General features: G+C 66.1%; 5 protein-coding genes. All 5 read left to right on the forward strand.

Annotated elements, in window-relative coordinates; genetic code table 11:
• Nucleotides 1–60: 60 nt before the first annotated feature.
• The 5 genes from HHL27_RS07140 (at nucleotide 61) to HHL27_RS07160 (ending at nucleotide 16,339) form a co-directional block, all read left to right on the forward strand.
• Nucleotides 61–336: a hypothetical protein gene (locus tag HHL27_RS07140; RefSeq protein ID WP_169492666.1), complete on the forward strand. Its 276-nt coding sequence runs from the start codon at nucleotides 61–63 to the stop codon at nucleotides 334–336.
• 105 nt (nucleotides 337–441) lie between these two features.
• On the forward strand, nucleotides 442–3,180 hold the full coding sequence (secA, locus tag HHL27_RS07145; protein ID WP_169492667.1) for a preprotein translocase subunit SecA: 2,739 nt from the start codon (nucleotides 442–444) through the stop codon (nucleotides 3,178–3,180).
• A 297-nt stretch (nucleotides 3,181–3,477) separates the two neighbouring features.
• Entirely contained in the window at nucleotides 3,478–5,136 is a 1,659-nt protein-coding gene (locus HHL27_RS07150) for a ShlB/FhaC/HecB family hemolysin secretion/activation protein (protein ID WP_338114844.1), read from the forward strand.
• Complete coding sequence (locus HHL27_RS07155) at nucleotides 5,136–13,277, forward strand: autotransporter outer membrane beta-barrel domain-containing protein (protein WP_169492668.1); 8,142 nt, start codon at nucleotides 5,136–5,138, stop codon at nucleotides 13,275–13,277. The genes HHL27_RS07150 and HHL27_RS07155 overlap by 1 nt, the downstream gene beginning before the upstream one ends.
• On the forward strand, nucleotides 13,277–16,339 hold the full coding sequence (locus HHL27_RS07160; RefSeq protein WP_169492669.1) for a CHAT domain-containing protein: 3,063 nt from the start codon (nucleotides 13,277–13,279) through the stop codon (nucleotides 16,337–16,339). Before HHL27_RS07155 ends, HHL27_RS07160 begins: the two co-directional genes overlap by 1 nt.
• The last annotated feature ends 22 nt before the right edge of the window (nucleotides 16,340–16,361 follow it).

Here is a 16,361-nt window from a genome sequence, read left to right on the forward strand (position 1 = left end):
GCGGCAAAACGCGTTTCAAGGTGGACGAGTTGCAATTGCTTGCCTATCTCGACGCGCACGATGCGCTTGCTGCTTGTTCTTCTGGCCATGCTGACCGGCCTTTCGCTGCCCCAGGCGGCGGCGGTGGCGGCTGCGCAATCGGAAGTAGCGGGACAAGGCCTGCAGAGCGCAGCCGCGGTCGTGGCGGAGCCGGCGCGAGCAGCCTGCCCGGTACGGGCGCGCGAAGCATCGCCGCCGCGTCGATTTGCCGCACAGCAGCGCAAGCCGGTGTGGTTGCCCGTGCCGGCACTCGCCAGCGGGTGCGGGTTCGAGCTTTCCGACCGGTCGCGCCAGTAAGGCTGCGCTTGCCCGTTCGCGGGCACCATTCATCGCATTGATCGTTTGCGCATGCGCCCGATGACCGGCGCCTTGCGCCACCCCACAGACAGCAGGAATCCCACCATGTTCGGCGCACTCGCCAAGTCCCTGTTCGGTTCGTCCAACGACCGTTACGTCAAGTCGCTCGACAAGCTGGTTCGCCAGATCGCGGCCTATGAGCCCCAGATCAAGGCGCTGTCCGACGCCGAACTTGCCGCGCAGACGCCCAAGTTCCGCGAGATGCTCGCCGGTGGCTCGACGCTTGACCAGATCCTGCCCGAAGCCTTTGCCACGGTGCGCGAGGCTTCGATCCGCACCATGGGCATGCGCCACTTCGACGTGCAGATGATCGGTGGCATCGTGCTCCACCGCGGCGAGATCGCAGAAATGCGCACGGGCGAGGGCAAGACCCTGGTCGCGACGCTGGCGGTCTATCTCAACGCCCTGGAAGGCAAGGGCGTCCACGTCGTGACGGTGAACGACTACCTGGCTCGCCGCGACGCCGAGACCATGGGCGTGCTGTACAACTTCCTCGGCCTGACCGTCGGGGTGATCGTGCCCAGCCTGAACGAGGAGCAGCGGCGCGAGGCGTACAATTCGGACATCACTTACGCTACCAACAACGAACTCGGCTTCGATTATCTGCGCGACAACATGAAGCATGAGCGTGGGCAGATGGTGCATCGGCCGTTCAACTTCGCGATCGTCGACGAAGTCGATTCGATCCTGATCGACGAAGCGCGCACGCCGCTGATCATCTCTGGCCCGACCGACGACAAGAGCGATCTCTACGTCGCGGTCGACGCGGTGGTGAAGACGATCGATCCTGCGCTCTACGAGGCCGACGAGAAGACCAAGAACATCTCGCTGACGGAAGACGGCGTCGAGTGGATCGAGCGCGCGCTGGAAGGCGCCGGGCTGCTCGTCGGCTCGAACCTCTATGACGTCGAGAACACGATGGTGGTCCACCACCTCGACCAGGCGCTCAAGGCCAATGTGATGTTCAAGCGAGACATCGACTATATCGTCAAGGACGGGAAGATCGTCATCATCGACGAGTTCACTGGCCGCATGATGGACGGCCGGCGCTGGTCGAACGGCCTGCACCAGGCGGTGGAAGCCAAGGAGGGCGTGCGCATCGAGCCCGAAAACCAGACGATGGCTTCGATCACGTTCCAGAACTACTTCCGCATGTATCCCAAGCTGGCCGGCATGACCGGCACGGCGGCGACCGAAGCGCCGGAATTCTTCGACATCTACAAGATGAACGTCGTCAGCATCCCGACAAACGTGCCGGTGCAGCGGATCGACGAGGAAGACGAGTTCTACAAGAATACCACCGACAAGTTCCAGGCAATCGCCAAGCTGATCCGCGAGAAGAACGAGATCGGCCAGCCGGTGCTGGTCGGCACGGTGTCGATCGAGAAATCGGAACTGCTGTCGGAATATCTGCGCAAGGAAGGCGTGAAGCACAACGTGCTCAACGCCCGCTTCCACGAGATGGAAGCGCACATCGTGGCGCAGGCGGGCCGGCTCGGGGCGGTGACGATCGCGACCAACATGGCCGGGCGCGGCACCGACATCCAGCTCGGTGGCAACATCGAGTTTCGCATCGCGGACGAACTGGCCGACGTGACCGACGAAGCCGAGCGCGAGGCGGGCGAGGCCCGCATCCGTGCCGAAGTTGCGGCGGAAAAGGCCAAGGTGCTGGAAGCCGGCGGGCTGTGCGTGATCGGTACCGAGCGCCACGAAAGCCGCCGCATCGACAACCAGCTGCGTGGCCGTTCGGGCCGTCAGGGCGACCCGGGGCTGTCGAAGTTTTACCTCTGCCTCGAGGACGACCTGCTGCGCATCTTCGGGCCGGACACGTTGTTCGCGCGGATGATGAACAGCAACCTGGCCGATGGCGAGGCGATCGGATCGAAGTGGCTGTCCAAGGCGATCGAGACCGCGCAGAAGAAGGTCGAGGCGCGCAACTACGACATCCGCAAGCAGGTCGTCGAATACGACGACGTCATGAACGACCAGCGCAAGGTGATCTACGAGCAGCGGGCCGACATCATGGATGCCGACGCGGTGGGCGATGTTGTGGCCGACATGCGCAACGACACCGTCAACTCGCTGGTTGGCGATGCCTGCCCGCCGGGATCGTACCCCGAGCAGTGGAATATCGAGGGCCTGCGGGCGCGAATCCGGGATGTTCTCGGCATCGACGCGCCGTTCGAAGCGTGGATGGAGGAGGACGGCGTCGAGCCGGAACTCATCGAGGAGCGGATCGCCGCGCTGGCGGAGGCCAAGATGGCCGAGAAGGTGGCCGAGATCGATACCGAGGCGTGGCAGGGACTTGAAAAGTCGATCCTGCTCGAGCGGCTCGACCACCACTGGAAGGAGCACTTGGCGACGCTCGACGCGTTGCGTCAGGTGGTGTTCCTGCGCGCCTATGCGCAGAAGACGCCGATCAACGAATACAAGCAGGAAGCATTCGGCCTGTTTGAACGCATGCTCGATGCAATCCGCGAGGATGTGACCCGCATTCTGATGACCGCCGAATTCCGCATGCGGGCGCCCGAGGAGTTCCAGTTGCCGGAGCTTCCCGACTTCCTGACCAGCCATATCGACCCCTTCACAGGCGAGAACGACGCGCAGGCAATCCCCGGCGCTGCGGCCATGCTGGGCGCCATGGCAGCGCAGGGGCCGGATCAGGCGGCAGCTGCCGGGCAGGCGGGCGACAACCCATATGCGGGTCTCGATATCAGTCGAAACGCCCCGTGCCCCTGCGGTTCGGGCCAGAAGTACAAGCATTGCCACGGCGCGCTTGCCTGAAATATCGGTGCGCGATGTTTGCTTAGGTTTTGATTTGTTGCTGTTATCGCCCATCTGGCGAGCGTTTGCTTCGATCGCTCGCCAAATGGCGTTTGACTCGCGTTGCAGAGCGTTGCTAACGACCGGAAAATAAAACGAAAACGGGCCGCGTCGAATGTTCTGGCGACGACGGGGGCGGCGATGGCCGGCAAGGCGAATGGGTCCGATTGGCTGAAGTGCGCTTCGGTTGGCGGTTTTGGAATGGGCATCGCGGCGTTTTGCGCCGCATTTCAACCTTCGGTGGCGATGGCACAATCGGTGCCGACGACGGCAGGCGTGCCGTCACGCGACCAGCTGCAGGGTGTGACCGGGGAACCGGCCCAGCCTGCGGCACCGCGCCTCAACATCGAAGGCGGGATCGAGCGTTCCAGCTGTCCGCTGGCTGATCCGCAATATGCAGACATCAAGGTCTCGATCAATCACGTCACCTTCAACGGATTGAAGGGGGCAAGCGCCGAGGAACTTGATCAGGCGTGGAAGCCGTTCGCCGGGCGTCCGCAGCCGATCGCGACGCTGTGCGAAATCCGCGACGCGGCTGGCACCATCCTGCGCAACAAGGGCTACCTGGCCGCGGTACAGGTACCCACACAGCGTATCGAGAACGGCGAAGTGCGCATGGAGGTGCTTTACGCCCGGGTCACCGCGATCCGTGCGCGGGGCGAAACCCGGGGTGCCGAGCGCAAGCTTCAGGAATACCTGAGCAAGCTGACCAAGGACGAGATCTTCGATCGCAACGCGGCCGAGCGTTACCTGCTGCTGGCGCGCGACCTTCCGGGCTATAACGTGCAATTGACACTGCGCCCCGCCGGTACGGCGCCGGGCGACCTGATCGGCGAGGTCAGCGTCCTGCGCGTGCCCTATGTGGTCGATCTGTCAATCCAGAACCTTGCTTCGCGGGCAACGGGCCGATGGGGCGGGCAGGTGCGGGCACAGGCTTTCGGCCTGACCGGGCTGGGCGACGTGACGACGCTGTCCTATTACGCGACGGCCGACTTCACCGAGCAGCATATCCTTCAGGCAAGCCACGAGTTCCGGCCCGGGAGCGAGGGCCTGACCGTGGGTGGGCAGTTCACCTATGCGTGGACCAAGCCGGACATCGGCCCCTTGCCGGGCGGGATCGAGCTGAAGGCCCGCACATTGTTCGCCAGTCTTTATGCGCGCTACCCGCTGGTGCGTTCGCAGCGCGCCAACGTGTGGCTTTCCGCAGGGTTCGACCTTGCAAACCAGAATGTCGACCTGATCGGTCCGCTGACCCGCGATCGCCTGCGGGTGCTGTGGAGCCGCCTCGATGTAGATGCGATCGATACGTCGCGCGCCTTGCCCGGGTGGCGTGCCACCGGGTCGGTGGAGTTGCGGCAAGGTCTCGACATACTCGATGCCTCGCATGGCTGCGCCGGAGCCGCGTGCGCTGGGCAAACGCCGATAAGCCGGGCCGACGGCCGCCCCGATGCAACGGTGATCCGCGCCCAGGGCGAATTCGAGAAGGTCGTCGGCAAGGTTTCGTTCGCGCTGCTGCCGCGCGGTCAGTACGCCTTCACGCCCCTGCTGGGGTTCGAGGAGTTTTCGGGCGGCAACTACACCGTCGGGCGCGGTTACGATCCTGGCCGGATTGCAGGCGACGACGCGCTGGGGCTGTCGCTCGAACTGCGTGGCTCCCGCCTGGCCATCGGCCGCGGCGAGGTTCGCGTCCAGCCTTACCTTTTCGGCGATATTGCGTGGGCCTGGAACAAGGACGTGCGTGGGTCGGATCGGCTGATTTCGGTTGGCGGCGGTGTCCACGGTGAACTTGGCGCACGCTTCCGGCTCGACGCAACGCTCGCGGTGCCGCTCGAAGGGACCCGCCTCAATCCCAAGCGCCCGGACCCGCGCTTTCTCCTGACGCTCACGACCCGGCTCCTGCCCTGGAGGACCAACTGATGCCCCGCAACCGCAGCCGTGGCGAACTCGTCGCCGTATCGTCGCTCGCGTTGGCGACCGCTCTCGCCAGCGGGGTCATCGTGGCGCACGCCCAGTCGTTCCAGGGCACCGGGGAGGTCGTGGCTGGCTCCGCCTCGATTTTTGCCACCGGCAGCTCGACCGACATTACCGTCAGCAGCCCGAATGCGGTGATCAACTGGACCCCGTTCGACGACGCCAACGGTGGCGGGCCGATCGCCTTCCAGCCGCAGGGCACGACGACCACCTTCACCAACAACAGCAGCGCCGTGAGCGACTTTGCCGTCCTCAACCGCATCCTGCCGGCAGATCCGACGCGGGCAATCCAGTTCGACGGGACGGTCATCTCGCAGTTGCAGACCGGTTCGGGAACGGTGCGGGGTGGAACGGTCTTCTTCTACAGCCCCGGCGGTATCCTTGTCGGACCACATGCGGTGTTCGACGTGGGCAATCTCGGCCTGACGACCTCGGATCTGCCCTTTGACCCTCAAAGCGGCGCCTTTTCGACCAATGGCGTCTTTTCGTTCCAGCAATCCCAGGCCGGTTCGCTGATCGATATCGCCCAAGGGGCACAGATCAGCGTTGGCGCGGCGGGGCCGGACAACAATTCCTATCTCGTCATGGTTGCGCCAAGCATAACGCAGGCCGGTGCCATCGACGTCAACGGTTCGGCCGCGCTGGTGGCGGCTGACGCCGCGACCATCGAGTTTTCGCCAAGTGGCCTGTTCAGCATCCGCGTGAACCAAGGCACCAGTGCGTCGGGCACGGTACTTGCCAGCTCGGGATCGATCGGTGGCGCTGCGGGAAGTTCCAGCACGTTCGTGCACCGCATCTACATGGTTGCCGTGCCGCGCAACGACGCCATCACGATGGCCATCACCGGCGCCAACTCGCTGGGCTTCGACATTGCAGGCGCGGCCGATGTAGTCGGCAACACGGTGGTTCTGTCCGCGGGCTATGACGTCCAGGGCGGTGTGATCGATTCGGCCGCTTCCGCGGGCGGCGGCAGTGGCAAGACCGATCTCCTTATCGGCGGCCCGATCACCGCCACTTCCGCAGTCGATGCCAAGTCGACGGGTGTCGCTTCGGTTTCGGTGAACGCGGGCGAGAGCGCCACGTTTGCATCGGATCTTACGCTGCAGGGTGCCCTGCTGCCGGCTGGCAGCCCCGGGATTGCCGCACAAGTGCAGGTTGCAGGCAGTGGTTCGTCGCTCAATGTGGCCGGCAATCTTTCGGTCGTTTCGATCGACACGGCGAGCATCCGGGGCACTGGCGTCAACGATTTGAGCGGGGCGACCGTCACGGTGGACGGCGGCTCGCTGAGCGTCGGCAATACTCTGACCGTCCGGGCCGACCGCGCGGGGCTGGTGGACAGCCCGCAAACAACGGCAGGATCGGCGACGCTTTTCGCCACCAACAACGCGCAGGTTTCGATCGGCTCGGGCCTTCAGCTCAGCGCCAATGGCACCGGATCCTCGCCCAGCAGCGCTGCAGCGGCTGGTAACGGGCAGGGCGGCGTGGCGCAGCTGTCCTACGGCAATGGGGCGAGTGTCTCGGCAGGCTACATCGATATTGCCGCAGAGGGCGATGGCGGCGAGATTTCAAGCGGCTATGCGGGCGGCAACGGCCTTGGCGGAAGGGCCAGCATCGATGCCTTCACAGGTGGCGGTGCGCTGACCGTGGGCGGCAGTGTGCGAATCTTTGCAGGCGGCACCGGCACATTCGGATCAGATTGCATCAGTTGCACCATCGAAGGGGGCAGCGGAACCGGCGGAACCGCGGCATTTTCGGTGTCGGGGGGTCAAGCCCATACGGTGAGCATCGGTTCCGACCTGACCATCGCGGCCAACGGCCTCGGTGGCGATGCGGCGACCGGCAATGCGGGAAGCGGTACGGGCGGTACCGCGAGGCTATCGACGAGCGGTCCGGCAATCACGTTCGATGTTTCGGGATCGACTCTTGTGACGACGGACGCATCGGGCGGAGAATCGCTCGGCACGTCGACTTCTGGCGCGGGTGAGGGTGGTCTCGCTCAGGTCATCAACAACGGTGCGGCGCTCAGTTCCGGGGCGTTCACGGTCAGCGCCTCTGCACAGGGCGGAAGAAATATCTCGGGCGGATTTGGCGGGGCCGCCACCGGCGGTGATGCCCAAATTCGCATAGGCACGGGCGGAGGCTCGATTACTTCCGGCGCGGTCAATATCACAGCAATTGCCGATGCCGGCGGTGCGGGCGAAGGGTATGTCGGGATCGGCGGCGACGGCCAAGGCGGCGCGGCGACGCTGGATATCGTGGCCGGGAACGTGGACTTCGATTCCCTCATCGCGGACGCCACCGGCAATGGTGGCCCGGGCGCCGAGGGCGCGGGTGACGGTGCCGGTGGTTTGGCGGCGATCCGCGCCACAGGCGGCACTGTCACGATCGGGGGTGACGTCTCGATCCTTTCGCTCGGGCGAGGGGGCGTGGCCGACAGCGGCGGACTTGGCACGGGTGGCGAAGCGCTGATCTCTGCGGAGGGTGGCACCTTGACGTTCGGGGGCAGCGACGGACTCGTCACGATCGATGCCAGCGGCACAGGCGGCTATGGTCATGTCTCTTCCGGAAGCGGCACGGGTGGTTATGCCCACACGACCGCCAACAACGGAACGATCGCCTACAACTTCGGGCTCGTGCTGGATGCCTCGGGCCGTGGCGGCAACGGCATCGACGGCGTTGGTGGCAATGGCGGAGATGGCGGCATCGGCACGGGCGGAACCGTGCTGCTCGATGCCCAGTCCAGCAATCTGGGGCCTTCTTCGATCACGGGGACCAATTTCACGCTCGTCGCGGGGGGCAGCGGCGGTCGGGGTGGGGCAGGCGCCAACGTGAGCGTGCCGGCCGGCGTCCTGACGCCGGGCGCAGGCGGGGGGGGCGGCAGCGGTACCGGGGGCACCATCGTGGTCAACACCGGCGTGGGCAACGGCAGCTTCACGCCCGACGTGCTGACCGTGGACGCTTCGGGCTACGGTGGCCTTGGTGGAAACGGCGGTGACGGCGATTCGATCAACGGACCTGCGGGCGGAAACGGCGGCGCGGGTGGCGCTGGCACAGGCGGCAACGTGCAATTCGACAGCAACGGGGCGCTGGGAAGCGGTACGCCTTCGGGCAAGCTGCTGGCCGGCAGCCTATCGGTCTCTGCCACTGGCTCTGGCGGTGCAGCGGGCGCCGGTGGTGCAGGGACAAGCGCGGGGACTTCGGGCAACGGCGGCAGCGGCACCGGCGGCGTAATCACGCTGAAGGCCGACCGCGGCGGTTCGCTGTTCCAGGTCGACGGCAATACGGTCCTGCTGACCACCGGAACCGGCGCTTCGGGATCGGGAACGGCGATCGGCGGCGCGGGCACCGGTGGCAGCATCGTTCTGGTTTCTCAAGGGGCTACGAACGGCAACCAGATCAAGCTGGCCAGTCTTTACGCCGATTCGGGGGGCGTCGGTGGCAATTCGCTCACCGGCGATGGGGGCACAGGGACAGGCGGATCGGTGCAGCTGCTCGTCAGATCGGGCCTTGTCCTTTCGGCCAGTACGATGACCTTGCGGGGCGCGGGCTTCGGCGGCAGCGCCGATGGCGCTTACACCGGCGGCAAGGCCTATGGCGGCAACGTCAATGTGGAAGCCCACACCGGGTCGACCCTTGTGGTCACCGGAGGGATCACGCTCGATACCGGGGCCGTCGGCGGAGACAACATCTCGCTGGGCGGTAGTGGCGGCGATGCGGCGGGCGGGACGTCTGCGTTGCGCAGTGTTGGGGGCGCGATCACGATCGGCGCGGAAGCTGTTGTCGGCGCGAACGCGTTTGGCGGTACCGGCTACCAGTTCGATGCCGCGGGCCATGGCGGCGCTGCCAGCGCTGGAGCAGCGTCCATCAGCGCCGGTAGCGGACAGGAACTGGGCAACGGAGGCTCGATCGACATCAGCGGTCCGGCAAGCGTCACCTCCTATGCCTCGGGCGGGGCGGGCGGTGCTGGCGGCAACGCAACTTCGGGGGCGGCAGGTGTCTATGCTCGCAACGGCTCGGTCGTCATCAATACGCTGCTGGTGGATACACGGGCTCTGGGGGGCGCCGGCGGTTACGGTGGAGCCGGTGGTTCGGCCAACGCGGGCGCGGCGACCATTTCGGCGCAGAACGCTATCGCCGGGATCGGCAGGATCAACCTGACATCGGCAACGGTCCTCGCCGACGGGATCGGCGGTGCAGGCGGTGACGCGCCGGGCGATACCGGGCCGACCGGCGTTGGCGGGAACGGCGGCAGTGGCGTCGGGGGCAATGTGCTCGTGCTGGGCAGTGCCGGAAACGGCCAGCTCACCGTAGGTTCGCTGTTCGCCAGCGGCAACGGGACGGGCGGTGTCGGCGGCATCGGCGATTACAACGACTTCAGCACCGGCGGGCCCGGCGGAAGCGGCGGCAACGGCACCGGCGGCTATCTGCAGATCGGCACTGAAAGCGGCATCGATACCGGTTCGCTCAACATCGGCTTTGCGCAGTTTGGCTCGGTCAGTGCAGCAGCGAATGGTTCGGGCGGCAACGGTGGCGCGGGGGGCGTGGGCTCGCAGGGGAACGGCGCGGGCGGCAATGGCGGCAACGGCACCGGCGGCAGTGCCGTGCTGCTGGTCCGCGGATCCAATGTCACGCTGACGGCGAACGGCTCGTTCGACGCAAGCGCCTACGGCGGCAATGGCGGCAACGGCGGTACGCAGGGCAATGGCGGCAATGCTGCGGCAGACGGTGCGGCGATGCTCGTGACCAGCCGTTATCTCGTCGATGCCCAGCGCGGATCGGTCAATGCGCAGAACCTGACCTTTACGGCCACTGCTTCCCAAGGGCTTGGCGCGGTTGACGGCACTGCCTCGTTCCTGGGCCAGCCGCTCAGCCTCGACGTGCGCAACAGCGATGTGACGGCGCAGTCGATTTCCATGACGGCCACCGGCCCGGCCCAGACCGGGGTCCTTCCTTCGAAGATCAGTATCGTCAACGGCAACGTGTCGCTTACGAACGGCTTCCAGTTCATCACGCCGGGCGAAATCTCGGTCGCGCTCGATGGCAGCAGGCTGACCGCCGACCACGCCCGACTTGAAGCCGGAAACTGGGTGGAATCGGGCGTCGCCGTCACGACGCCCGGATCGATCGAGGCGGTAAACGCGCTCATCGTCTCAAGCCAGGGAGACATCATCGGCGATGTTTCGTTCAAGGCGGGCTCCGGCATTCAGGTCAACGCGTCCGGCTTGATCCGGTTGTTCGATCTGGATGCGACGGGCGATCTCGACGTCTCGGCCGGCGGCACGATCAGCCTGCGCAATCTTGCGGCGACCGGTCTCGTTTCGGTCGTCGGCAATGGCGCGGTTGCCCTCGGTTCGGTCGATGCGAACAATGCTGTCAGCATCTCCTCGACCGGCACGCTCGGCATCAGCGGGTCGGTGACGGGTGTCGACCGCGTGGCGCTGGTGTCCAGCGGCGCGCTGACCGCGCATGATGTGACGGTGCTCGGCTCGAGCAATCCGTCGTCGCTGCGCGAGCTTGTCGTGCAGTCCGATGCGGCGGTGACGCTGGGCAACACGACTGCCGGATCGACGCGACTGTTCGGCGCAGGTACGCTCAACGTCGGGACCTTGACCGGCACCGACATCGCGCTGCTGGGCGGTGGCGACATCGCGCTGGGTGGCGCGACCGCATCGGGCCGTCTGCTGCTTGCCGACTATGCCATGGCCTCGGCCGGCGGTTCGCCGCGGGGCGCGAGCTACAACTACGATGCGCTGTTCACGGCGAGCCCGGTGCGAGCGAGCGGCGCGATCACCGCGAGCGGTCCGCTGGCGGCGGCTTCGTTGACCGCGACGACCACCAAGGCGCTGCAGCTTGGCGCTATCCAGACGACGGCGGCCAATGGCATGCTGGTGCTGGACGCCGGTGGAGCGGTCACGCTGGGCCAGGTCACGGCTGCCGGAACGGCGACCATCACGAGCGGCGGGATCCTGTCCGCGAGCAGTGTGGCCGCTGGCGGCGACCTTGCGCTCACCGCGACTGGAGATGTGACCACCGCGAGCAGCACATCGCCGGGTCTTGCTGGAGCGGTACAGGCGGCGGGAGCGGTGGCGATCACCAGCAGTGGTGGCAACATCACTCTCGGCAACGTGTCTGCGACGGCTGGCGCGATCAACCTCGCGGCAACGGGCGCGCTCGCGAGCGGCGACCTGACCGGGAGTGGCGGAGTGCGCGCGACCGCGGGCACCACGGCGATCGTCGGTAACGTTGCAACTGCTAGTGGTGACATCACGTTGAGCGCGAGCGGAGCCTTGACGGCGGCGACACTGTTGGCCGGTCAAGGGGCGATCACGCTGGACACCAGCAGTACCGCCGATGTTGGCGCGGTGACCGCCTATGGGCCGATCGTGGCGAATATCGGCAGCAATGCGCGCTTTGCCAGCCTGTCGAGCCAGAATGCCGGCGTGCAGGTGCTTTCTGGCGGTAACCTCTCGTCGGGCCAAGTTTCCGCGAGCACCGACATTGCGCTTGTCGCCTCCGGCGATCTTTCGCTGAGCGACATCGTCGGCCGGGATATGGCACTGCTCGCGAGTGGCAACGTCGTCGTCAATGCAGTGGTGTCGGGCAGCACCATGATCGGGTCCTCATCGATGCTGGCTGCCGGAACCCGGGCAGGAAATATCGACGTCTCGACGCTCACCAGCGCTGCGCCTGTCCGGGTTGGCGGCTCGATCGTGATGGCCAAGGCATCGGGCGGGCGATTCTCGGCGGCCTCTACCGGCAAAGCCGAGCTCGGGCAGATCGACATGTCGCAATCGATCGCGGTGGACAGCGGCGGCAGCGCGATCATCAACGCGCGCTGGGCCGCGCCTTCGATCACGGTTTCGTCCAACTCCATCGCGATCAACACCGTTGCCTCCAATGGCGAGCCGCTGAGACTCGATGCCGGGACGACGGGCGCGATCCTGTTGCGCTCGCTGAGCCAGGACGGCGTCACCCTGGGCGACGGGTTCGGAGTCACCGAATGGACCCTTTCGTCGGCCGAGTGGGCGCTTATCCGCAGCGGTTCGGTGACGGTCCGGGGGCTGGATGGCCAAGCAGCTGTGGACCTGCATATCGGCAATCTTGCCATCACCGGGCCGATGGCCGGGAGCACGATCGACGATCCCAACGGCACCGTGCGCTTCGAGACGGTCAATGACGCCGGGGTCATCTCGGGCGGGATCCGAATTCTTGGCAATGTGGCTTCCAGAGGCTTCCTGTCGACCAACGCGCTGGAATTCGCCACCGGCCGCTTCGAACTTGATGCGGCCACCGGATCGCTGGCGATCTACGGCAGTGGCACCACGCTGGCGGGCACGTTGCGCATTTCCGCGGACGGGATCCATGTTGCCAGCGGCACCATTCTCGACAAGCTCCAAGCCGATATTGCCTACGCTGGACTGGAGGCCGATCTTACGCAGCCTGCCTCTGTCCAGCGGCCTGATGGTGTTCTGTCTGCGGCTGCCTTCGACTTCACTGTCGGTCGCAGCTTTTATGTCCAGAACACTGGGACGACCGATATACCGGCAGGTTTCCTGACGGCTGCGGACGGCTTCCGCATCGGGCCGGCCGGGTCGATTCCTGTCAAAATGATCGTCAACGGTGCGTTTCTCGACGGGGCGAGTGTGGTTACCGGGAAGGATGCCTATGCGGTGTTCCGGCAGAACCACGCGCAGATCGGCTTCTTCGACGCGGGAAGCAGTTTGGACGGCTGCCTGATTACGGTGACGGCTTGCGGCGTAACGACGGTGGATGTGCCAATCGAAGTCGTCGGACCGACGGTTGCGACGCAGATCCAGCTTTTGGGCCAGGCCGGGCTGGGCAACACACCGGCCTTCGACGGTGGCCCGGGCGATTTTGATCCGGCCAACGCGGCCAGCGATCCGACAGAGGAGGAGCAGCAGGCCGCGAACGAAGCTGCCGGCGCGCCGATCGCGCCGCCGACGCCGCTGATCGACATTCGCCCGCTCAACCCGCCGTCTCATATCGAGGAGCCGGTCGCCGGCAGTGGGAACCCGGCATTGGTCGGATCGCCGGTCAACGAAAACAGCGCCGAGGGAGGACTGTGATGCGCGCGCGACTTCTCGGGACGAGCCTTGCCGTGCTCGCGCTGGCCATGCCTGCAATGGCGAGTGCCAAAGCCCCGCCGCTTTCGATCCGCAATTCGTTTCGGATCGGTTCGTCGGGCGTGATGTGCACCGCGCAGAATGCGCCGGCCGATGCGCGGATTTCGGGCATGTTCGACCGTTCCTATCGTCTGACGTGCCGCGATGCAGCCGGCGCCGTCGGGTCGCTGATTGCGGTTCGGCGAGAGGTCGCGCCGGCGATGGAACCGAGCGCGCTGCCCGGCGTGGCACTGGATTGCGCCCAGCCGGGCTCCGCAACGATCGAGGGGCTCGGTGATGTACTGAGCCTTGCCTGCAGGGATCCGCGTTCGCGCGTCGATTACCGCCGCTATCTCGTCAGGCGCGGGGGTGTTTCGTATTTCGTCGAAGGCCTCGCCGGCTACGACCCCGCGTTGCGGCTTGCGCTAGCAAGCGTCGCAACCGACAGCCCGGTCCCGGGCGAAGTGCGCGTGGCGAGCACCGAGGTGTCGGATCCGGCAGCGTTCGCCCGCGTACAGGCGGGTCAGCTGGATCAGTCGGGTGCGCGCGACGAAGGCTATCTGCGCAACAACGGTGGCAGCTTTGCCGAGTCCGCCGAGTTTTTCGAGGCGCTGTCCGCCCGCGATCGCAAGGGCGATACGGGGGATCTGGCCGAAGCGCTTGCCAACCAGGGTCTCCAGCAATCCAATCTCGGCAATTTCGCGGCGGCGAAGCGTCTTTTCGAGCAGGCTCAGTCCGCGCTGGCAGCTGATGATGCGGTGACCCAGAGGCGCCTGCGAAACTATCGTGTGATTGACCTGCTCAACCAGAAGAAGCCCGATGCCGCGCTGGCGCAGCTGGCCAGCCCGGTGCCCCCGGTGTCGGCCAACTTCGATCGCGACAAGCTCGCCATGGGCGAAATCAACTTGCCGCTGTCCGAACAGATCAACCGCGAGAACGACGCCCTGCTGCGCCTGGGTGGCGCGGATCCTGGACTGACGGCGACCGAACGCGCCGAGATTCTGGATGCGCAGGGCGTGGCGCTTTCGGGTACGGCGCAACGGTTGAAGGGGCGCTATGCCGATGCGCTGGAGAAACTGGCCGAGGCCGACCGGCGCCTGACCATGGTGCGGGGCGGTCGGGTCGATTCGATCGGATGGATGCGGTCGGAAATCCAGATCGAGCAGGCGCTGCTGAACGAGGCGCAGGGCCGCAAGGATCAGGCTGCCGCCGAATTCGACCGGGCGATAGCCACGCTGGCTGCGGCATTTCCGCAATCGCCGGCCTTGCTGGCCGCGCAGGCGCGCAAGGCAGCATTCTTGGGCCGGGCCGGCGATGCAGCCGCGGCAAAGGCGCTTTATGCGAGCGTCATCGACCAGAGCGCGATGGTCAGCGACAGCGGGGCGACCTTGCGCGACATGCTTTCGCCATACCTCGGGCTGCTGGCCAAGGACGGCGACGCGACCAGCGCAGCGTCCATGTTCATCGCGGCGCAGGTGCTGCAGCGGCCAGGCGTTGCACAGACGCAGGCGGTGCTGGCGCGCGAACTGTCGGAAGGCAACGACGATGCAGCCGCCCTATTCCGCCTGTCGGTCACGCGCAGCCGCGATATTGCCCGCACGGATGCGGAAGTGACGCGTCTGAGCGCGCTTGCGACTCCGTCCGCGCAGGAGCAGGCAGCGCTAGCCGCCGCCAAGGATACGCTGGCGTCCCTGCAGCGCGATCAGACCGAACTGGTCAGCAAGCTCGCTGCCTATCCGCGCTACAATGTGCTGGCGCCGCAGCGGGTTACGCTGGCCGAACTGCAGCAGTCGCTGCAGCCGGGAGAGGGCTATTATAAGCTGGTCGCGGTTGGGGAGGATCTCTACGCGCTGTTCGCCACGGCGGAGGGGGCGCAGACCTTCAAGCTCGATCTGGACCGTCCGAAGCTTGCCGTACAGGTCCAAGCCATCCGCGATTCGATCGTAAAAGTCGAGAACGGTCGGCAGGTGAACTACCCGTTCGACCTCGACCGTGCCCGCGATCTCTATCGCACGCTGTTCGGGCCGATCGATCGGCAGCTGCCCGCAGTGAAGCACCTGGTGTTCGAGCCCGACGCGGGCATGCTGCAGCTTCCGCCATCGGTTCTGGTGACCGACGACAAGGGGATCGCGGCCTACAAGAAGCGCACCAAGGCGCCCGATGCCGACGCGTTCGACTTCACGGGCATCGCCTGGCTTGGGCGCGGTCGCGAGGTATCCATCGCGGTTTCCCCGCGTGGTTTCCTGGATCTGCGCAAACTTGCGCCCTCGCGCGCGACCAAGCCCTACCTCGGCCTGGGGCATAACGCGGTGCCGGCGTTCCGCCCGGTGACCGCCGTTGCCGACGAATGCGACTGGCCCCTGGTGACTTGGCAGCGGCCCATCTCGGCGGATGAGCTCGTCTTCGCCAAGCAGACCATTGGCGGGGCGAGCGACGTCCGCACCGACATGGCCTTCAGCGATTCTGAACTCCTGTCCGACCGGACGCTCGACCAGTATCGCGTGCTGCACTTCGCAACACACGGCCTGGTGACCGCGCCCCGCGCCGATTGCCCGGCGCGCCCGGCTCTTGTGACCAGCTTCGGAGATCAGGGCTCGGACGGCCTGCTGACTTTCCGGGAAATCTTCGATCTCAAGCTTGATGCCGATCTGGTGATCCTGTCGGCATGCGATACGGCCGGCATGGCGACGGTGGCCGCGAGCCGTGAGGCGGGGGTCACGACGGGGGGCAACTATGCGCTCGATGGCCTTGTCCGCGCCTTTGTCGGGGCGGGCGCGCGGTCGGTCATCGCCAGCCATTGGCCGGTGCCGGACGACTTCAACGCGACCAAGCGCCTGATCGGGGGTGTTGTCGGGGCCAGGCCGGGCGAGCCGCTGGCGCAGGCGCTCGAGGAGGCGCAAGTCAAGCTGATGGACGATCCCAACACTTCGCACCCGTTCTATTGGGCCGCGTTCATCATCCTGGGCGATGGTGCAAAGCCATTGGTGCAGGCAGGTCCAGCGGCCACACGGACGGCGGCGCGCTGATGCGCGTCCGCCGCCGCCCCAG

It is taken from the genome of Novosphingobium olei (assembly GCF_012927405.1).
Taxonomy (GTDB): domain Bacteria; phylum Pseudomonadota; class Alphaproteobacteria; order Sphingomonadales; family Sphingomonadaceae; genus Novosphingobium; species Novosphingobium olei.